The 22,247-nt window shown below is 76.5% G+C and carries 4 protein-coding genes; all 4 read left to right on the top strand.

The features are described 5' to 3' along the window. The 4 genes from Ae331Ps2_RS22390 to Ae331Ps2_RS22405 are packed head-to-tail and all read left to right on the top strand — an operon-like array spanning position 1 to position 22,161. A complete protein-coding gene (locus Ae331Ps2_RS22390; protein WP_075306671.1) occupies positions 1–7,869 on the top strand; it encodes a non-ribosomal peptide synthetase in 7,869 nt (2,622 codons plus the stop codon). After that, positions 7,866–20,171 carry a non-ribosomal peptide synthetase gene (locus tag Ae331Ps2_RS22395; RefSeq protein ID WP_075306670.1) on the top strand — a complete coding sequence of 4,102 codons (12,306 nt, stop codon included), beginning with the start codon at positions 7,866–7,868 and terminating at the stop codon, positions 20,169–20,171. Before Ae331Ps2_RS22390 ends, Ae331Ps2_RS22395 begins: the two co-directional genes overlap by 4 nt. Further along, complete coding sequence (entS, locus tag Ae331Ps2_RS22400) at positions 20,171–21,466, top strand: enterobactin transporter EntS (RefSeq protein WP_075306669.1); 1,296 nt, start codon at positions 20,171–20,173, stop codon at positions 21,464–21,466. The genes Ae331Ps2_RS22395 and entS overlap by 1 nt, the downstream gene beginning before the upstream one ends. Further along, positions 21,463–22,161: a formyltransferase family protein gene (locus Ae331Ps2_RS22405; protein ID WP_075306668.1), complete on the top strand. Its 699-nt coding sequence runs from the start codon at positions 21,463–21,465 to the stop codon at positions 22,159–22,161. Before entS ends, Ae331Ps2_RS22405 begins: the two co-directional genes overlap by 4 nt. The last annotated feature ends 86 nt before the right edge of the window (positions 22,162–22,247 follow it).

The raw sequence follows: 22,247 nt of genomic DNA on the forward strand, positions 1-22,247 counted from the left end.
ATGACCACACTCGACGACCGTCGACGCGAGCTCATCGCCCGTCGCCTGGCCGAGGCCGGCCTGCAGCGCGACCGCGACGAGCCCGCCGCCGACGACGGCCGGACCGAGTTCGGCCTCACCCCCGGCCAGCGACGTGCCTGGCTACGTCAGCAGGTCCACCCGGACGGCGTGGCGGACAACCTCGGTGTGCGGCTCACCATTGAGGGCGAGGTGTCGGAGCCGGCGCTGGTGGCGGCGCTGCGTCACCTGGTGGCACGGCACCCGGTGCTGCGCTCCACCTTCCACGGCGGGACCGGGGACGAGACGGCGCCGACGCAGCGGGTGCACCCGGCGCCGGAGGAACCCGTCGTCGTCACCGACCTCACCCGGCTCGACGACGACGCCCGCGCCGCCCGCGTCGAGGAGATCGCGCGCGAGCGGGTCCGGCGGCCGTTCGACCTGGCCGTCGAGCCGCCGCTGCGCCTCGACCTGCTCCGCGAGTCCGCCTCCCGGATCACCGTCCTGCTCACGACCCATCACGTCGCCTGGGACGGACCGACGTTCGCCGTCGTCGCCCGGGACCTGGAGCGGTCCTACGCCGCCGCCCGCGCCGGGACACCGCTCGACGGGCCGCCCGCACCGGGCCCCGGCCGGTTCGCCCCCGACAGTGCGTCGGACGCCCCGGACCTCACCCCGTGGCGCGAGGCGCTGGCCGAGGAGGTGCCGGGGCCGTTCGTCCACCAGCCGCCCGCCGACCCGGGCGCGCCGGCCGAGGCGGCCCGCCGCACCGATCGCGACCTGTCCGCCGAGGCCGCCGCGGGGGCCCGCCGGCTCGCCCGCGAGCTCGGCGTGACCCCCTACACCGTGCTGCTCGCCGCGACGGCCGCCGCGCTCGCCCCGATCGGGCCCGACCCGCGGACCCGCATCGGGACCGTGGTCTCCGAGCGGGACGCCGAGCGCGCGGACGAGGTGGTGGGGAACCTCGCCGACCTCGTCGTCGTGCCCACGACGGTGCACGTCGGGGACACGGTCTCCGACCTCGTCGCCCGGGTCGCCGCCGACGCCGGGTGGGCGCGCCGACACGCCGTGCCCTACGACGCGCTGGTCGCCGCCCTCGGATCCCGCTCGGGCGGCGGTCCGGCCGACCTGGCCGACGTCACCGTCGACCTCGTCCCACGGGGCGGGACGGGGCCGCACCTGCCCGGTGCCGGCACGACGGTGACCCGCACCGACCCGGGCGCCGCCGCGCAGCCGCTCGTGCTCGAGTTCTTCGCCGACGACGACGCCCTGCGGGTCGAGGCCGTGCACACGGTCGCGCGTCTGGACGACGCGGTCGTCGCGGCGGTGCTCGACCGCATCGAGCGGGTGCTCTCCACCGCCCGCCCGGCCACGCCGATCACGACGCTCCTGGCCGGCCCGGCGGCAGCCCCCGGCACGGTGCCGACCCCGGTACCGACTTCGGTGCCCGGCGGTTCCCCCGCCGAGCTGCTGCGCCGCCGCGCGGACGCGGCGCCCGGCGCCCCCGCACTCGTCCACGACGGCGGGGACCTGGACTACGCGGGCCTGGACGCCGCGGTCGACGCGTTCGCCGACCGGCTCCGCACGGCCGGCGTCGCGGCCGAGACCCCGGTGGCGGTGCTGCTGCCCCGCTCGGCGGAGCTCATCGTCGCGTTGCTCGCCGTGCTGCGGGCCGGTGGCCTGCTCGTCCCGCTCGACCCGACCTACCCGGCGCAGCGCCTGCGCCTGGTCCTCGACGACGCCGCTCCGGCCGTCGTGGTGACCGGCGACGCCCCGCCGGTCGAGCTCCCGGACGGGGCCGTCGTCCTCGGTCCGCCGTCGCTGCACGGCGCCGCCGCTCCGGTCGCGCCGTTCCCCGAGCCCGACCCCGCAGCGGCCGCCTACCTGATCCACACCTCCGGGTCGACCGGGAGGCCGAAGGGCGTGCTCGGCACCCACGGGGCGCTGGCCCACCGCCTCGGCTGGGCCGCCGCGGAGTGGCCGGTGCGGCCGGGCGACACCCGGCTCGTGAAGAGCTCGGTGTCGTTCATCGACGGGCTCACCGAGCTCCTCGCCGCGGTCGCCGGCGGCGCTCGCGTCATACCGGCCGACGACGCCACCGCGGGGGACCCCGCGGCACTCGCCGAGCACGTCGCCGGGTCCGGCACGGCCCAGCTCACCGCGGTGCCGTCCCTGGTGGCGGCCCTGGCGGCGACCGGTGCGCCCGGCCCGGAGCTGCTGACCAGGCTGGTCTGTTCCGGTGAGCCGCTGACCGCGCAGGTCGTGGCCGCGGCCCGCCGCTGGGCCCCCGGCGCCGAGATCGTCAACTCCTACGGCTCCTCCGAGGTCGCCGGCGACGTCCTGGCCGGCCCCGTCGACCCCGCCGACGACGACGGGCGGGTCACCGCGGGACGACCCGTCCCGGCCACGACCGTCCGGCTGCTGGACCGGTTCCTCGGGCCGGTGCCCGACGGTGTCGCCGGTGAGGTCTACGTCGGCGGGATCCAGCTGGCGCGCGGCTATGCCGGGCGCCCGGGGGAGACCGCGGCACGGTTCGTCGCCGACCCCCACGGGTCCGGTGCGCGGCTGTACCGCACCGGTGACCTGGCGGTGCGGCTGCCCGCCGGCCGGTTCCGGCTCCTCGGCCGGATCGACGACCAGGTCACCGTGCGCGGGGTGCGGGTCGAGCCGGGTGAGGTCGAGGCCGCGATCCGCGAGCTGCCCGGCGTCGCCGACGCCGCGGTCGTCGCACGGTCCACACCGGACGGTCCCGCGCTGGTCGGGTACCTGGTGCCCGCCGCGGACGGGGACACCGACCCGGACACGGACTCGGACACCGACGCGCTCCGGGCGCTGCTGGCGCAGCGGCTGCCGGCGGCGTTCCTGCCGTCGGTGCTCGTCGCGCTGCCCGAGCTGCCGCACACCCCCGGCGGGAAGCTCGACCGGCGGGCCCTGCCCGCACCGGTGGTCACCGCCGGGCGGGCACCCCGCGACGACCGGGAGCGCGAGCTGTGCGGCCTGTTCGCCGAGGTGCTCGGGCTCGACGACGGCGCTGTCGGCGTCGACGACGACTTCTTCGCCCGCGGCGGCCACTCGCTGTCCGCGCTGCGTCTGGTCAACCGGATCCGGGAGCGCTGCGGCGCCGACCTCGCCGTGCCCGAGGTGTTCGCCGCGCCCACGGTGGCGCGGCTGCGGGTCGTGGTGGACCGCGCGACGTCGACCGGGACCGCCGCCGCGGTCACGGCCGTGGGGGCGCCCGCGCGCCGCCCGGACGGCGCACCCACCGCGGTCGCGCCCGCGCAGCGTCAGATGTGGACGCTGTACCGGCTGGAGGGGCCGGCCGCGACCTACAACGTGCCCCGGGCCTGGACGGTCACCGGCCCGTTCGACGTCGGGGCACTGCGCGCCGCGCTGGCCGACGTCGTCGCCCGGCACGAGATCCTGCGGACCACCTACCGCGACGGCGGCACCGCCGGTGAAGCCGGGAACGACGCCGGGAACGACGCCGGGGGCGGCACCGACGTGCAGGCGGTCGTCCATCCCCCCGGTGCACTCCGGGCGCCGGTCGGCTGGTGCGACCTGGCCGGCCGCGACCCCGACGAGCTCCTGACCCGTCTGGTGCGCCACCGCTTCGACCTGGAGCGGGAGGCCCCGATCCGGGCCGACGTCGTCCGCGTCGACGACGACCGGCACCTGCTCACCGTGGTGTGCCACCACATCGCCGTCGACGAGTGGTCCTACCGCACCCTGCTCGCCGACCTGGGGACGGCCTATGCGGCGCGGGCGGCCGGGCGCGACCCGGGGTTCACCGAGCCTGAGCTGCGCTACTCCGACGTCGCGGCCTGGCAGGCGGACACCGTCGGGAGCCCGACGGAGCCCTCCCCGCTCGCCCGCGAGCAGCTCGACCTCTGGGAGCGGACGCTCGCCGGTGCCCCCGCCGAGACCACGTTGCCCGGCGACCGTCCGCGGCCGGAGCGCCCCTCGGGGCGCGGGGCGGAACTGGTCGGCGAGCTGGATCCGGACCTCGTCGCGGCGCTGGGCGCGGCCGCCGACCGGCACCGGGTCAGCATGTTCATGCTGCTGCACGCCGCGCTCGCGGTGCTGCTGGATGCCTCGGTCGACGCCGACCGCGGCCCGGGTGACGGAGCCGGGAACGCGGTGGTGATCGGCAGCCCGGTGTCCGGGCGTCGCGACGCCGGCACCGAGGACGTCGTCGGGTTCCTGCTCAGCACCCTGGCCCTGCGGGTCGACCTGGACGGCGACCCGACCCCGGCCGAGGTGCTGGAGCGGGTCCGCACCGCTGACCTGGCCGCGATGAGCCGCTCGGACGTCGCGTTCCCCCAGGTCGTCGAGCGTCTGGCACCGGAGCGGTCCGGACGCCACCCGCTGTTCCAGGTCGAGCTGGTGTACCTGCGCACCGACACCGCGGTCAGCGAGTTGGAGCTGGCCGGCGCGGACACCGCGACCCGGTGGGTCGGGACGGGGACCGCCAAGTTCGACCTGACGTTCGCCTTCTTCGAGACCGCCGCCGACGACGACCGCCGGATGCGGGTCGTCGTCGAGTACGCCCTCGACCTCTACGACCCGGCCACCGTGCAGGCGGCGCTGGACCGGCTGGTGGCCGTGCTGCGCCGCTTCGTCGACACGCCCGACGTGCCGCTGTCCGCGCTGCGCGGGTTCGGCGCCCCCGCCGTCGCCCGGCCCCCGGCCGCGGCCCTCGGCCCGGCCGCGACCCTCGGCGAGCTGCCCGCCGCGACCGCGGAACGGCACCCGACGGCGACCGCACTGGTCGCGGGCGAGGACCGGATCGACTACGCCGCGCTGGAGGAGCGGGTGGCCCGGCTCGCCGGGGCGCTCGTCGCCCGGGGGACCGGACCCGGCGACCGCGTCGCGGTGGGGCTGCCGCGCGGCGCGGACATGGTCGTGTCGGTGCTGGCCGTGCTGCGGGCCGGGGCGACCTACGTCCCGCTCGACGTCGACGCCTCCTCGGCGCGGACCACGACGATCCTCGACGACGCCCGGCCACGCCTGGTCCTCGCCGGAGCGGACTCGCCGTCCACGGTCACCGACGCGGGTGTCGAGGTGCTCCGCGTCGACACCGCCGACACGTCCGAGACCGCCGGTGCCGGGCGGCTCGACCGGCCCGTCGCGGTCGACCCGTCGACCCCGGCCTACGTCATCTACACCTCCGGCTCCACCGGCCGCCCCAAGGGCGTGGAGGTCTCCCACACGGCGGTCCTGGCCATGCTGGCCGCGACCGTCGGGCCGCAGGGGGAGATGACGGTCGGCCCGGACGACACCTGGACGCTGTTCCACTCGGTGGCGTTCGACTTCTCCGTCTTCGAGCTGTGGGGTGCGCTGGCCACCGGCGGCACCGTCGTGGTCGTCGACCCCGCGACCGCACGCTCGCCCGAGCACCTGTGGAGTCTCGTCGCCGAGCAGGAGGTGTCGGTGCTGAGCCTGACGCCGTCGGCGTTCCACCCGTTCGCCGCGGCCGAGCCCCCGGCGCGGGGCGGCGCCCGCCCGCCGGCGCGGAGCCTGCGCTACGTCGTCTTCGGCGGGGAGGCGCTCGATCCGCGCCTGCTGCGCGGCTGGTTCGACCGCCACCCGGCCGGGAGCCCGGTGCTCGCGAACCTCTACGGCATCACCGAGACCTGCGTGCACACCACCTACCGGGAGATCGGGCCGGCGGACTGCGACCGTCCGGTCAGCCCGGTCGGTGAGCCGCTCGCCGGCCTGGAGGTGCGGCTGCTGGACCACCGGCTGCGCCCGGCCCCGCCCGGCACCGTCGCCGAGATCTACGTCGCCGGTCCGCAGCTCGCGCAGGGCTACGCCGGCCTGCCAGGGCTGACCGCGACCCGCTTCGTCGCCGACCCCGACGGCCCCCCGGGCACCCGGCTGTACCGGTCCGGTGACCTGGCCCGACGGCGCCCCGACGGCGCGCTGGAGTTCACCGGCCGGGCCGACGAGCAGGTCAAGATCCGCGGCTACCGGATCGAGCTCGGCGAGGTCGAGGCCGCCCTGCGCGAGCTGCCCGGGGTCGTCACGGCGGTGGTCACCGTCCGTACCGTCGAGTCCGACGGAACCCCGCACCGCAGCCTCGCCGGCTACGTCGTCCCCGGCCCGGGGGCGCGGCCCGACCCGGTCGCGCTGCGGTCGCGGCTGGCCGAACGGCTCCCCGCGTACATGGTCCCCTCCGCGCTGGTCGTGCTCGACCGGCTGCCGCTGACGGTCAACGGCAAGCTCGACCGTGCGGCGCTGCCCGCCCCCGGCGACGTCGCGCCGGCCCCCGGCGCCCGGGCCGCCGCCGGACCGGAGGAGGCCACCGTCCTGGAGGCGTTCGCCGCCGTCCTGGGGACGGCGGCGGGCCCGGACGACGACTTCTTCGCCGTCGGCGGGGACAGCATCCTGGCCATCCGGCTGGTGAACCGGATCCGCCGGTCCGGGCTGGTGCTCGGTCCGCAGGACGTGTTCCGCGAGCGGACACCGGCCGCCCTGGCCGCGGTGGCCCGCCCGGCGGGGGACACCCGGGCGACCGACGGCGCCGCCGAGGTGCCGCCGTTCCCGATCGTGCAGCGGCTCGCCGAGCTGTCCGGGTCGCACCGCAGGCACAACCAGTCCGTGCTGGTCGAGGTCGGCCCGGGCCGGTCGGTCGCGGCGCTGCGGACCGCGGTGGCCGCACTCGTCGCCACCCACGAGGCGCTGCGGCTGCGGGTCACCGAGGGACTGCGGGAGATGCACGTGCGCCCCGCCGCCGAGGTCGCGGTGGACGGGTGCGTGCACGAGGTGGCGCTGCCCGACCCGCACGGCCCGGACGGGCGACGGGTGCTGGCCGAGGAGTCGGCCGCCGCGACCGCCCGGCTGGACCCGGAGGCCGGGTCGGTGCTGCAGGCCGTGCTGTTCACCGTCGCCGGCGACGAGCCGGACCTGCTCCTGCTGGTCGCGCACCACGTGGCCGTCGACGGGGTGTCCTGGCACATCCTGCTCGACGACCTCGACGAGGCGTGGACGGCCGCCGCCGCGGGCCGCCCGGTGCGGCTCGCCCCGCCGGTCACCTCGCTCGCCGAGTACGGCCGGCTGCTCGGCGAGCGTGCGGCCGACCGCGCGACGCTGGCCGAGTACCGGCACTGGCAGCAGGTGCTCGCCGCGGCCACCCCGGTCGTTCCCGACGCCGGCACCGGCACCGACACCCGGCGGGCGACCCGCAGCGCGACCCGGACGGCAACCCGGGTGCTCCCCGCCGACGTGACGGACCGCCTGCTGCGGTCGCACTGGGACGGCACCGAGCTGAGCCTCGCGGCGACGGTCGAGGCGTGGCACCGCTGGTCCCCGCAGGGCCGCGACGACCTCGTCGTCGACCTGGAGCGGCACGGGCGTGAGGAGCTGGCACCGGGCGTCGACCTGTCGCGGACCGTCGGCTGGTTCACCGCGCTGTTCCCGGTGCACCTGGTCCGCCGGGAGGGGGCCGCGGCCCTGTTGCAGGACGTCCGCGACCGGCTCGGTGGCCCGGCCGCGACCGGGATCGGGTTCGGGCTGCTGCGCTACCTGCACCCGCAGACCGGCCCCCGCCTGGCCGCGCTCGGCACCCCGCCGGTCCTGGTCAACTACCTCGGCCGGATGGACGGCGTGTCCGCGGTCGTGGGGCCGGACGACCCGCGGCGCGTCGCCGCGCGCACCGAGCAGGACCCCGACCTGGAGGTGCCGCACACCTGCGAGATCGAGGCGATGGTGTGCCGCGGGCCCCGTGGCCCGCAGCTGCACGTCGCACTCACCGCCCCGGGCGCCGTGCTGGACGCCGACGACCTGGACCTCCTGGCCCGGCACTGGGCCGAAGCACTGATCGACATCGTGAACGACCCCGCAGCCGCGGGCACGTCCGGAGGATCGGCATGACCCGCCCGCCCGAGACCGCACACACCCGCGCCGCCGCCGGCGGTGCCGAGCCGCGGGAGCTGGCGCTGCTGCCGTCGGTGGCCCGCCTGGCCGAGGAGTCGCCCGAGGGTGGGCCCGGTCGGGTCCGCGGTCTGCTGCTGCGCCACCGCGGCGCCGTCGACCCCGACCGGCTCCGTGCGGCCTGGGAGCAGGTGCGGGACCGCCACCCGTGGCTCACCGCGCGGGTCGAGGAGCTGGCGCCCTCGGTGTGGGTCCTGGAGACCGGCGGCACGCGTGCGGCTGGGCTCGCCGCGGCCCCGGCCGACGACCCGGGTGCGGCGCTCGGCGCCCTGGCGGAGGAGCTGGACCCGTTCGCCGGTGACCTCACCCGCATCGCGCTGCTGCGCGGCAGTGCAGCGGAAGGCACACAGGGCAGCGGCGACGCGGTCCTGCTCGTGGTCCACGAGGTCGCCGCGGACGACCGGGGCGTCGTGCTTCTGGCCGAGGACCTGGCCGCCGCCTACTCCGACCCGGCGGGCTCTCGACCCCCGACCGGCACCGGGCCCGACGACTGCGCCGAGGCCCTCGCGGCCCGGCCCGCACCGTCGGCCGAGGTCGTCCGCTCCTGGACCGGGATCCTCGCCCCGGGCGCCGCCCCGTCCGCCGGGGGCGCCCCCGGCCGCGCGGTCGCCACGGCCCGTCCGGGCAGTCCCGCCGCGGACGGCGCCGCCGTCGTCGACGTCGCGGTCGCCGCGCTGGCCGCCGCCCTGCGGGAGGCCGGGCACGCCGCCGACGAGCTCGTCGTCGACGTCCAGGACGGCACCCGGCCCGACCTGGGCGCCGACCTCGACCGCGCCGTCGTCCCGCTCGCCGGCACCGAGCCGGTGCGCGTGACCCCGGCCGGGGTGACCCGCGCACCGGACGGACCACACCCCGGGTTCGACCACCACCGCTTCCTCGACGCCCGCGGCGCCCGGGAGCTGGCCCCGCTGGACGGGGCCACGGTGCTGCTGCGGCGCCACCCCGAGCCCGACGCGGTCCTGCCGATCGACTGGGCCGACGCCGTGCGGGTCCACGGGGACACCGCACTCCCCGACGAGCTCGGACAGGTGGGGCTCGTCGTCGACCTGGTGGAGCACGTCGACGCCACGACCGTGGTCGTCCGCGGCGGGATCGGCGAGGACGCCGGCCGGGTGGCCGAGGCCGTCGCCGCCGCGCTCGCCGGGGCCGCGCACGAGCTGGTCGCCACCGCCGTGGCACCGGACCCGGCGGAGTTCGCCGCGCTGGCCGCGTCGGCACCCGCCCCGGTACGGGCGGTGCTGCCGCTGTCCCCACTGCAGGCCGGCATGTACGTGCAGAGCGTCATGGACGCCGAGCGCGACGTCTACTACGCGCAGAACACCTTCCGGATCGCCGACCGGATCGACCTGGACCGGATGCGGGCCGCCGCGGCCCGGCTCGGCGCTGTGCACCCCGCGGTCCGTGCCGGCTTCACCGGGGACACCGCCGCCGGGCCCGTGCAGTTCTGGTGCGCCGAGCACCCGGTGGAGGTCACCGAGGTCGACCTGCGTGCCGACGAGGACCCGGAGGCCGCGCTCGCCGCGGCCCTGGCCCGCGACGCCGAGGTCCGGTTCTCCCTCACCGACCCGCCGCTGCTGCGCCTGACCGTCGTCCGGACCCCCGACGACGACGTGCTGGTGCTGACCTACCACCTGCTGCTGTGGGACGGCTGGTCACGCTCCCGGGTCCTCGACGACCTGTTCACCCTGTACCGGGGCGGCGTGCCGCAGCGGCCGCGCCGGTCGTTCGCCGAGCACCTCGCCGCGCTCGCCGCCGCCGACCGCGACGCGGACCTCGCCGCCTGGCGCACCTACCTCGACGGGGTCGAGCCCACCCTGGTCACCGACGGTGTGCGCGGACGCGAGCTCGTCGTCCCCGAGGTGCTGCACGCCGAGCTCCCCGCCGCCCTGACCGGCCGGCTGGAGGCGGCCGCCCGTCGGGGCGGCGTCACCCTCAACGCGCTCGCGCAGACCGCGCTCGCCCTCGTCCTGGGCGCCGAGACCGGCCGGACCGACGTCGTGTTCGGCGCGACCGTCTCCGGCCGCCCGGCCGACGGCGACGGCCTGGAGGACACCGTCGGCGTCTTCCTCAACACCGTCGCGGTGCGCCTGGGCCTGGATCCCCGGCGCGACCTGCTCGACCACGCCCGCCGGCTGCAGGACGACCGGGCCGGCCTGATGCCGCACGACCACGCCGGCCTCGGCGACGTCCTCGCCGGCCGCGACGGGGACCTGTTCGACAGCCTCTACGTGCTCCAGAACTTCCTCGACGCCGACACCTTCACCGGCTTCGCCCGCGACAACGCCGTCACGGCGATGGACTACTCCGACCACACCCACTTCCCGCTCACCTGGGTGCTCACCCCCGGACCGCGGATCGTCGTCCGGCTCGAGCACCGCCCCGACCTCGTCGACACCGCGGCCGCGCAGCGACTGCTCGACCGCTTCGTTCAGGCCCTGCGCGCGGTCACCACCGCCGGCACACCGGCCGGCGCGGTCGACCTGCAGACCCCCGTCGAGCAGGAGGCCCGCGCCGCGCGGGCCGCCGCCGGCGCGGTCGACGTGCCGGACGTGACGATCGCCGAGCTGCTCGCTGAGCGGGCGGCGGCCTGTCCGGAGCGGACGGCGCTGGTCGCGGCGGGGGAGCGGGTGAGCTTCGCCGAGCTGGACGCGCGGGTCAACGCGCTCGCCCGCGTGCTGCGGGCCCGCGGCGCCACCGCCGAGACCGTCGTCGCACTCGGGCTGCCCCGCTCGGTCGGCAACGTCGTCGCGCTGTTCGCGGTGCTGCGCGCCGGAGCCGCCTACGTGCCGCTGGAGCTCGACCACCCCGACGACCGCCTCGCCGCGATCCTCGCGGAGTCCGGGGCGCGGCTGCTGGTCACGACCACCTCGGTCGCCGAGCGGTTCGACGGCGACGTGCCGCAGGTCCGGCTCGACGAACCCGGCCTGTTCGACGGGATCGCCACCGCACCACTCACCGACGACGAGCTCGGGACCTCCGCCCCCGGCACCCCCGGCCGGCTCGACCACCCCGCCTACGTGATCTTCACGTCCGGATCGACCGGGCGCCCCAAGGGAGTCGTGACCCCCTACCGTGGGTTGACGAACATGCAGGTCAACCACCGGCGGGAGATCTTCGCCCCGACGATCGACGCCGCGGGTGGTCGGGTGCTGCGGATCGCGCACACGGTGTCGTTCGCGTTCGACATGTCCTGGGAGGAGCTGCTCTGGCTGGTGGAGGGCCACGAGGTCCACGTGTGCGACGAGGAGCTGCGTCGCGACGCGGAGCGTCTCGTGGAGTACTGCGGTGAGCATCGGGTGGACGTGGTGAACGTGACCCCGACCTATGCCCATCACCTGTTCGCGGCCGGTCTGCTCGACGGTGACCACGTGCCACCGTTGGTGCTGCTCGGTGGCGAGGCCGTGCCGGACAGTGTGTGGTCGCGGCTGCGCGACACCGAGGGCACGTGGGGCTACAACCTCTACGGCCCGACCGAGTACACGATCAACACCCTCGGCGCGGGCACCACCGACAGCCCGACGTCCACCGTCGGCACCCCCATCACCAACACCACCGCCCACATCCTCGACGGCTGGCTGCGCCCCGTGCCCGACGGCGTGGTCGGCGAGCTGTACATCGCCGGCGCCGGCCTGGCCCGCGGCTACCTCGGCCGTCCCGCCCTGACCGCCGAGCGGTTCGTGGCCGACCCGTGGACCCCGGGGGAGCGGATGTACCGGACCGGTGACCTGGTCCGGCGCCGCCCGGACGGCAACCTCGACTTCGTGGGGCGCAGCGACGACCAGCTCAAGATCCGTGGCTACCGGGTTGAGCCGGGGGAGATCGAGACCGTACTGGCCGCCGTCGACGGCGTCGACCAGGTCGCGGTCGTCGCCCGCGAGCACACCGAGGTCCCCGGACAGCGCCGCCTCGCCGCCTACCTCGTCGGCCCGGCGGCCGACCCGCGGACCGCCCGCGACGCCGCCGCCCGCGCCCTGCCCGACTACATGGTCCCGACCCTGTGGTCGGTCGTCGCCGCCCTGCCGCTGACCGTGAACGGCAAGCTCGACACCGCCGCGCTGCCCGAACCGGCACCGCTCGCCACCGCCCGCAGCCGAGGACCTGCCACCCCGACCGAGCACACCCTCTGCCGGATCGTCGCCGAGGTCCTCGGGGTGGACACGGTCGGCGCCGACGAGGACTTCTTCACCCTCGGCGGCGACAGCATCTCCGCGCTGACCACCGCGAACCGCGCCCGCAAGGCCGGGCTGCGGATCCGCCCCCGACACGTCTTCGAGGCCCGCACCGTCGCCCGCCTCGCCGAGCACCTCGGCGACGGCGCCTCCGCGGACGCGGCCGATGGCAGCGCAGATCCCGCCCCGGCAGATCCCGCCCCGGCAGATCCCGCCCCGGCAGATCCCGCCCCGGCGAGCGAGGCCGGGACCACCGGCGACGCCGGGCCCACCCTGGCCGAGGTCGCCGCCCGGCCCCGCCAGGACGTCGACGGCACCACCGAGGCACCCGCCTCGCCCGGCCAGGTCCGGATGTGGGCGCACGAGCAGCTCGCCGGACCGTCCGCCACCTACCTCATCCCACGCACCTGGGAGGTCGAGGGCCCGCTCGACGTCGCCGCGCTGCGCGCGGCCGTCGAGGACCTCGCGACCCGGCACGACATCCTGCGCACCACCTACCACGACGTCGACGGCCGGCTCGTCCAGCGCGTGCTGCCCGGCACCGCGCCGCGCACCGAGGTCCACGACCGCACCGGAGCAGGCGACGACCAGGTGTCGGACCTCCTCGCCGACCTCGTCCGGGCCCCGTTCGCGCTCGACGCCGAGTCGCCGCTGCGGCTGCACGTGGTGCGCACCGCCGTCGACCGGCACCTCGTCGTGCTCGTGGTGCACCACATCGCCGTCGATGACTGGTCGTTCCGCGCGCTGGTGCGTGACCTCGGCAGCGCCTACGCAGCCCGCGCCGCCGGACACGCCCCCGGGTTCGCGCCGCTGCCGGTCCGCTACGCCGACTTCACCGCGTGGCAGGCCGAACGCCTTGGCGACGCCCGCGACGCCGGTTCGCTCGCGGCGACCGAGCTCGACCACTGGGCCCGCGTCCTCGACGGCGTGCCCACCGAGTGCACCCTCCCGCTGCGGCACGGCCGCCCCGAGATGCGCACCGGGGCCGGCGCGGAGGTGCGGTTCACCCTCGACACCGAGCTCACTGCCGGCCTCCAGCGCCTCGCCGCGGCGCACCGGGTCTCGATGTTCATGCTGTTCCACGCCGCCGTCGCGACCCTGCTCGACCTGCACGGCGCCGGCCCGGACACCGTCGTCGGCGCCCCGGTCTCCGAACGCGACGACGACGCGCTCGCCGACGTCCTGGGCTTCTTCGTCAACACCGTCGCGCTGCGCCTGGACCTCACCGGCGACCCGTCGTTCACCGAGCTGCTCGGCCGGGCCCGCGACACCGCGCTCGACGCGATGGCCCACCAGACGGTGCCGTTCGACCAGGTCGTCGAGCGGGTCAACCCCGAGCGCTCCTCCGCCCGGCACCCCCTGTTCCAGGTCGAGATGGTGTACCTGCGGGTCGAGGACGACGCGGGTGACCTGGTGCTCGACGGCCTCGACGTCGAGCCCCGGTGGGTCGGGACCGGCACCGCCAAGTTCGACGCCACCCTCCAGTTCTTCGAGCGCGCCGGCGACGAGCCGGTGATCCACGGCGCCGTCGAGTACGCCACCGACCTGTTCACCGAGCAGGAGGTCGGCGCCGTCGTCGAGCGGCTCCGCGCGGTGCTGGCCACCGTCGTGGCCGACCCGGACCGGCGCCTCGCCGCGCTGCCGAGCGGGGACCGCGGAGCGCGGGCGCTGCCGGTCCCGCCCCGCGCGGGCGGCGGCACCCTCGCCTCACTGTTCGACGAGGTCGCCACCGCCCGCGGCGGCGCGACCGCCGTCGTCGCCGACGAGCGCCTGCGCTACGACGAGCTCGCCGACCGCGCCGCCCGCCTGGCCGGGCTCCTCGCCGCCCGCGGGGTCCGCCCCGGGGACCGGGTCGCGATCGCCGTCCCCCGTTCCGCCGCGATGGTCGTCGCGGTGCTCGGGGTCCTGCGCGCCGGCGCCACCTACGTGCCGCTCGACGTCACCGCCCCCGCCGAGCGCACCGCGCTGATCGTGTCCGACGCGCGGCCACGCTGCGCCGTCGTCACCGACGCCACCCGGGCCCTGCCCGGCGACGTCGACCTGGTCGTGCTGGACGACCCGGACACCACCCGGGACGCGGCGCCGCTCGCACCCGTCGCGGTGCCGCCCGCCCAGCCGGCCTACGTCATCTACACCTCCGGCTCGACCGGCCGGCCGAAGGGCGTCGAGGTGCCGCACACCGCGGTCCTCGACCTCGTCGCCGCCGCCGACCGGCACTACGACCTGTCCGCCGACGACGCCTGGTCGCTGTTCCACTCGATCGCCTTCGACGTGTCGGTGTTCGAGATGTGGGGCGCGCTCGCCCACGGCGCCCGCCTCGTCGTGCCCGACCAGGAGACCGTCCGCTCCCCGGAGGCGTTCTGGGAGCTGCTGCACACCGAACGGGTCACGGTGCTGAGCCAGACCCCCTCGGCGTTCGACCAGCTCGCCGAGGCCGAGCCCGCCGGCGCGGGCGACGCGCTGCGCTACGTCGTGTTCGCCGGGGAGGCGCTGGAGACCCGGCGACTGCGCCCCTGGTACGCGCGCCACCCCGAGGACGCGCCCCGGCTGGTCAACATGTACGGGATCACCGAGACCTGCGTGCACACCACGTTCCGCGCCCTGCGCCGCGCCGACGCCGAGGCCGGGGTCAGCCCGGTCGGCGTCCCGCTCGACGGTCTCGACGTCGAGCTGCTCGACCACCGTCTGCGCCCGGTGCCCGACGGCGTCGTCGGCGAGGTCTACGTCCGCGGCGGCCAGCTCGCCCAGGGATACCTGGCCCGGCCCGGCCTGACCGCGTCCCGGTTCGTCGCCGACGCCGGGGGCGGACGTCTCTACCGCTCCGGTGACCTGGCCCGCCGCGGCCCCGGCGGCGAGCTCGAGTTCGCCGGCCGCGCCGACGACCAGGTCAAGATCCGCGGGTTCCGGGTGGAGCCCGGCGAGGTCGAGGCCGCCCTGCTCGGCCTGCCCGGTGTCGGCCGCGCGGTCGTCCTGCCCTGGGACGGCCCCGGCGGCACCCAGCTCGTCGCCTACGTCGTCGCCCCCGCCGGCACGGCCGCCCCGCGCCCCGACGGTGCCCGGCTGCGCGAGGAGCTCGCCGGTCTGCTGCCCGGCTACATGGTCCCCGCCGTCGTCACCGTGCTCGACACCGTCCCGCTCACCCTGAACGGCAAGCTCGACCGCCGTGCGCTGCCCGCTCCGCAGCTGTCCTCGGCCGGGGGCCGCGCCCCCGCGGGACCGGCGGAGGAGGCGGTCGCCGCCGCGTTCCGCACCGTGCTGGGTGTGGAGCGGGTCGGTGCCGACGACGACTTCTTCGCCCTCGGTGGCCACTCGCTGCTCGCCCTGCGGCTGGTCCACGAGCTCGGCGGCGACGTCAGCGTCCGTGACGTGTTCGACCACTCCACGGTCGCCGGGCTCGCCGAGCTGACCGGGCGTGGTGGCCCGGCGGGCCGCCCGGCGATGCGCCCGGCCGCCCGCACGGGCCGCGCACGGTCGCTGTCCGCCGGGCAGCGCCAGATGTGGGCCCTGCACCGGGTGTCCGGCCCGGACGCCGTGTACGACGTGCCGAACGTGCTCCGCCTACGCGGCCCGCTCGACACCGCCGCTCTCGCCGACGCCGTCGCCGACCTGGCGGTGCGGCACGAGGTGCTGCGCACCGTCTACACCGACGGCAACGGCGGCCCGGCCGGCGTCGTCGTCGACCGCGACCGGGTGCGCGCGGCCGTGCTGCACGAGAGGGTCACCCCGGAGACCCTCGACGAGCGGATCGCCGCCGCCGCGACCCACCCGTTCGACCTCACCGCGGAGCCGCCGCTGCGGGCGGTCCTGCTGGAGCTGGACCCGGCCGACCACGTCCTCGTCCTGACCCTGCACCACATCGCCACCGACGAGTGGTCGTGGCGCCCGCTGGTCCGCGACCTCGAACGCGCCTACGCCGACCGCCGCGCGGGCCGCGGCGCACCCGAGCCGGCGCCGGTGCAGTACGCCGACTTCGTCGACTGGCAGGCCGCGTGCCTGGCCGACGGCGCCGCCACCTCGGCCGCGACCCAGCTCGACCACTGGCGCCGCGTCCTGGACGGCGCCCCACCGGAGTGCACGCTGCCCGCGGACCGCCCGCGGCCGACCACACCGACCGGGGCCGGTGGCGTCGCGCGGGTCGAGATCGGCCCCGAGCTCACCCGCGCGGTGCACCGGGTCGCCCGCGAGCGCGGCGTCACCACCTTCATGGTGCTGCACGCCGCCCTGGCCGTGCTGCTGGCCCGGCACCGCTCCGGCGGCGACGGCTCGGACACCGTGGTGGGCACCCCCATCTCCACCCGGTTCGACCCGTCGCTGACCGACGCCGTCGGCTACTTCCTCAACACCCTCGCGCTGCGTCTGGACGCCCGCGGCGACCTCACCGTCGGTGAGCTGCTCGACGCGGCCAGGGCCGCGGACCTGACCGCCTACGACCACGCCGACGTCCCGTTCGCCGACGTCGTCGGCGCCGTCGGGCCGCCACGGGCACCGGGGCGGAGCCCGCTGTTCCAGGTGATGCTGGTCTGCCTGTCCGGTGAGACCGACGTCGTGCACCCTAGGTTCGACGGCGTCGAGGTGAGCACGCACCACGTCGACACCGGCACCGCGAAGTTCGACGCGTCGTTCAACTTCCACGACGCACCGGACCTGCTGACCGGGGTCGTCGAGTACGCCGCCGACCTGTTCGACGCCGACACCGTCGCCCGCGTCGCCGACCGGTTCGTGACGGTGCTGCGCGGCCTCGTCGGGGACCCGGCCACCCGGGTCGGCATGCTCGACGTGCTCGCCCCCGCCGACCGCGCGCTCGCCGCCGACCGGGCTCGCACCGCCGCGACGGAGGTGCCGGACGTGACGATCGCCGAGCTGCTCGCGGAGCGGGCGGCGGCCTGTCCGGAGCGGACGGCGCTGGTCGCGGCGGGGGAGCGGGTGAGCTTCGCCGAGCTGGACCGCCGGGTCACCGCGCTGGCTCGGGTCCTGCTGCGCCGGGGGGTGGGCCCGGAGTCGGTGGTGGCGCTGGGTCTGCCGCGGTCGGTCGGCAACGTGGTGGCGTTGTTCGGGGTGCTGCGTGCGGGTGCGGCCTATGTGCCGTTGGAGTTGGACCATCCCGACGAGCGGCTCGCGGAGATTCTTACCGCGTCGGGGGCGGCGTTGTTGGTGACCGATTCCACCGTCGCCGTGCGCTTCGACGCGGGTGTGCCGCAGGTGCGTCTGGACGAGCCGGGTCTGTTCGACGGTGTCCCGGACACGCCGCTGACCGATGAGGAGCTGGGGTCGTTCGCGCCCGGCACTCCGGGTCGGCTGGACCATCCCGCGTATGTGATCTTCACGTCGGGGTCGACGGGGAAGCCGAAGGGTGTGGTGACTCCGTTCCGTGGGTTGACGAACATGCAGGTCAACCATCGTCGGGAGATCTTCGCTCCGACGATCGAGGCGGCGGGTGGTCGGGTGTTGCGGATTGCGCACACGGTGTCGTTCGCGTTCGACATGTCCTGGGAGGAGCTGCTCTGGCTGGTGGAGGGCCACGAGGTGCATGTGTGCGACGAGGAGCTGCGTCGTGACGCGGAGCGTCTCGTGGAGTACTGCGGTGAGCATCGGGTGGACGTGGTGAACGTGACCCCGACCTATGCCCATCACCTGTTCGCGGCCGGTCTGCTCGACGGTGACCACGTGCCGCCGTTGGTGTTGCTGGGTGGTGAGGCGGTGCCGGAGTCGGTGTGGTCGCGGTTGCGTGACACCGAGGGGACGTGGGGTTACAACCTCTACGGCCCGACCGAGTACACGATCAACACTCTCGGCGCGGGCACCACCGACAGCGCGACCTCGACGGTCGGGCGGCCCATCACCAACACCCGCGCGGTCGTCCTCGACCCCTGGCTGCGGCCGGTGCCCGACGGTGTCGCCGGTGAGCTGTACGTCGCCGGGATCGGTCTGGCCCGCGGCTACCTGGGCCGGCCGGACCTCACCGCCGAACGGTTCGTGGCCGACCCGTGGGCCCCGGGGGAGCGGATATACCGCACGGGTGACCTGGTGCGGCGTCGCGGCGACGGGAACCTGGACTTCCTGGGGCGCAGCGACGACCAGCTCAAGATCCGTGGCTACCGGGTGGAGCCGGGGGAGATCGAGACGGTGCTGGCCGCCGTCGACGGCGTCGGGCAGGTCGCCGTCGTCGCGCACGGCACGGCGACCGGCCCGAAGCGGCTGGCCGCCCACCTCGTCCCCGCCTCCGGGGACACCCCGCTCGACCCCGTCGCCGTGCGCGACACCGCGGCCCGGCTGCTGCCCGACTACCTCGTGCCCACGCTGTGGTCGGTCGTCGAGGCCCTGCCGCTGACGGTCAACGGCAAGCTCGACACCGCCGCGCTGCCCGAACCGGCGCCGCTCGCCACCGCCCGCAGCCGCGCCCCGCGCACCCCGGTCGAACGGACCCTCTGCCGGATCCTCGCCGAGGTCCTCGCGGTGGACACGGTCGGCGTCGACGACGACTTCTTCGGCCTCGGCGGCGACAGCCTGTCCGCGATCGGGATCGCCGACCGCGCCCGCGCCGCCGGACTGTCCCTGCGGGTCCGCGACGTGCTCGCGCACCCCACCGTGTCCGGTCTCGCCGCGGCACTCGGCGACGTCCCCGACCACACCGGGACGAATCACGTACCGGGCTCCGGACCGGACAGCGGGGCACCGGCAGCCGCCGACACCGCTCCCGCGGACACCGTGTCGGCCGACCGGATCGAGCTCACGCCGGTCATGCGCCGGCTCGAGGAGCTCGGCGGGCCGATCACCGGCTACCACCAGGCCACCCTGGTGCGGACCCCGGTCTGGTTCACCGCCGACGACCTCACCGGGCTGGCCGGGCGGCTGCTCGACACCCACCCGACCTTCCGGGCCGCCCTCGTGACCGGCGACGACGGCCGCTGGGAGCACCTCGCCGTCGCCCCGGCCGGGACCCTCGACCCCGCGTCCCACACCCGCCGGGTCGACGCGACCGGTCTCGGCGGCGACGAGCTGGCCGCAGCGGTGACCGCCGCGACCGTCGCCGCCCGCGACGAGCTCGACGCCGCTCCCGGCGGGATGCTGCGCCTGGTGTGGCTCGACCGCGGACCCCGGACGCCCGGGCGCCTCGTCGTCGCCGCGCACCACCTGGCCGTCGACGGCGTGTCCTGGCGGCTGCTCGTCGCCGACATCGCCGCCTGGGGCCCCGGCGGGACCGGCACCCCCGCGCCTCCGGAACGCACCACCTTCGCCCGGTGGTCGCGGCGGCTCGCCGAGCACGCCGCGTCCCCCGAGGCCCGGTCCGAACGCGACGGGTGGGTCCGCCGCGTCGCCGAGGCGGCACCATTGCCGCTGCGCCGCCCCCGCGCCGCGCACGACGTCGTCGCGGGGGAGCGCCGGACGAGCGTCACGCTCCCGGCCCGGCTCGGCACGGCGCTGCTCGTCGACCTGCCGCGCCGCAGCGGCGCCGGACCGGACGGCGTGCTGCTCGCCGCGCTCGGCGAGGCCCTTCAGGAGCTCCGTCCCGGCGGGCCCGTGCTGGTCGACACCGAGAGTCACGGGCGCCTCGACGACCTGGCCGACCCGGAGGCCCCCGACGGCCGGTGCGACCCCGCCCGCACCGTCGGCTGGTTCACCGTCGTCGCCCCGGTCCCGGTCGGCCCCGCCGGCCCCGACCCGGTCGACGCCGTCCGGCGGGTCGCCGGCGCCCAGCGCGAGTTCGGCGACGGCGGCGTGGGCCACGGCCTGCTCCGCTTCGTCGCCGGGAGCGGGCAGGCCCTGCCGCCGTCCGGTGCCGAGGTCGAGCTGAACTACCTCGGCCGGATCGCCGCAGGCCCCCCGCCGCGCGACGACGCCTTCTCCGCCGCACCCGAGACCGCGGCGGTCCAGGTCGGTGCGCCCGGCGACGTCCGGTCCGGGCACGCACTCGTGGTCGACGTGCTCGCCCGCGAGACCCAGGACGGGCCCGAACTGGAGGCCAGCTTCACCCACGCCCGCGGGGTACTCGACGACGACGCCGTCGACCGGGTCGCGCACCGCTGGACCGAGACCCTCGAGAGCTGGGCGCGCACCACCCGGGAGGAGATCTGATGGCCGCCGGGATTCTCCTCGACCTCAGCCCGCTGCGCGAGGACCGGACCTTCCGGAACCTGTTCGTCGGGCGCACGATCCTGCTGTTCGGGGTCGGCGTCGTCGCGGTGACCGTGCCTCTGGAGGTCTACACCCGCACCGGGTCCACACCGACCGTCGGGCTCGTGTCCGCCGTCGAGTCGGTCGCGTTCCTGCTCGGGTTCCTCGGCGGCGGGGTGCTCGCCGACCGCACCGACCGCTGGCGGCTCATCCGCAGCACCTGGGCGCTGAGCGGGATCTCGTTCGCCCTGCTCGCCGTCAACGCCGCCGTGTGGGAATCGACCGCGCTGACCGCGCTGTTCGTCGCCACGAACGGTCTGTCCGGATCGGTCTGCATCACCGCGATGCTCGCCGTGATGCCGTCCATCGTGGACCGTTCCAAGCTGCACGCGGTCGGCGCGCTCAACACCGTGTCGCTGCGGCTGGGGTCGGTGCTGGCCCCGGTCCTCGGCGGCCTCGCCTTCGCCGTCGGCTCCGCCGCCTGGAACTACGCCGCCGGCGCGGCGGCCGCCGCGCTCACCTGGGTGCTGCTCGCCGTCACCCCGCCGCCGGGCCACGGCCGGGTCACGGGAACCGCGGACACCCCGGAGGAGCACCTCGCGGACGGGACGGCCCCGGACGCCGTGGAGGGACCGCTGCGCGCGTTGCGCACCGGTGGCCGGTTCGTCCTGGGCGAGCCCGTCGTGCTCGGGGTGATGGCCGCCGGGGTGGTGGGCATGCTCGGTGGCGGCTCGATCGTGCTGGTCCCGGCGCTGGTCGCGGCCCGCTTCGACGGTCTACCGGTCGCCGTCGGCGCGATCTACGCCGCGCTCGCGCTCGGGGTCGTGGTGGGCTCGCTGGCCAGCGGCTGGGTCCGGCGCCACCCACGGCCCGGACTGCTGCTGCTCGTGCTGATGGTCGGGTGCTTCGCCCTCTACGCGCTGGCCGGCGCCGCCCCCGCGCTGTGGCTGACGCTCGTGGCGCTCGTCGCGGCCGGCGCGGTCAACGCGGTCGAGGAGGTGCTGCGCTACGCCCTGCTGCAGCTGCGCACCCCCGACGCGCTGCTCGGACGGGTCAACAGCCTGTTCTCCGCCCAGGCGATGGGCGGTGCCGCGATCGGCGCCGTCGTCGCCGGGACGGTCGGGGGGATCGTCGGCGACGCCGACGCCCTGTGGGTCTACAACGCCGTGATGACGGTGGTCGCGCTCCTGGCGGGGGTCCTGCTGCGCCCGCTGCGCCGCGCCACCCGGGAGTCGGTCGAGGAGCGAGTCGCATGATCTTCGTCGGGGACGGGGCACTGCTGTGGCGGGCCGTCCGGTACGCGCTGGACCGCGGGCACACCGTCGACGCGGTCTGCCACGGTCCGCGCAGTGCCGCTCCCGACGGGGTCCCGCCCCAGGTCGGCGTGCACGAGGTCGCCGACGGCGCCGCGCTCGACGCGCTGGCCGGTGACCTCACGGCCCGGTGTTCCGACGGGCTCCTGTGGTCGCTCGACAACCCGTTCCTGCTGCGCGAGGGCCTGCTCGGCTCGGGGTTGCGGCTGCTCAACGTGCACGGCGGGCCGCTCCCCGGTTACCGGGGGCTGCCGCTCGCGACGGTGGCGTACGCGATCCTGCACGGCGAGAAGGAGTTCGCGGCGACCCTGCACGAGATCGAGGCCGGGATCGACACCGGGCCGGTGCTCGCCGAGTCCCGGTTCCCGATCGACGACGACGCCGTCTTCGAGGACGTGATGATCGACCTCGTCGACGCCGCGCACGAGGTCTTCACCGAGCACCTCGACGCGGTGGTCGCCGGCTCCGGGCCGACCCCGTACCGGCCCGACGGGGTGCCCGGCTACTACGGCCTCGCCGAGGCCCGCGCGATCACCGGCATGCGCGACCACCCGCGGTACGACCGGGCGACCGAGCTCGGGTTCTTCGCCGACGTCTGGCCCGAGGCCGCGCAGGCCTGGGGCGCGGAGGGGACGTGACGAACGTGATGAATCCGGGACATGGCGATGCTCGTTCGCAGTCCGCTCCTGACTTAGGTTGCCCTAAACACTGAACAGGAGAGGAT

The organism is Pseudonocardia sp. Ae331_Ps2 (genome assembly GCF_001932405.1).
Taxonomy (GTDB): Bacteria; Actinomycetota; Actinomycetes; order Mycobacteriales; family Pseudonocardiaceae; genus Pseudonocardia.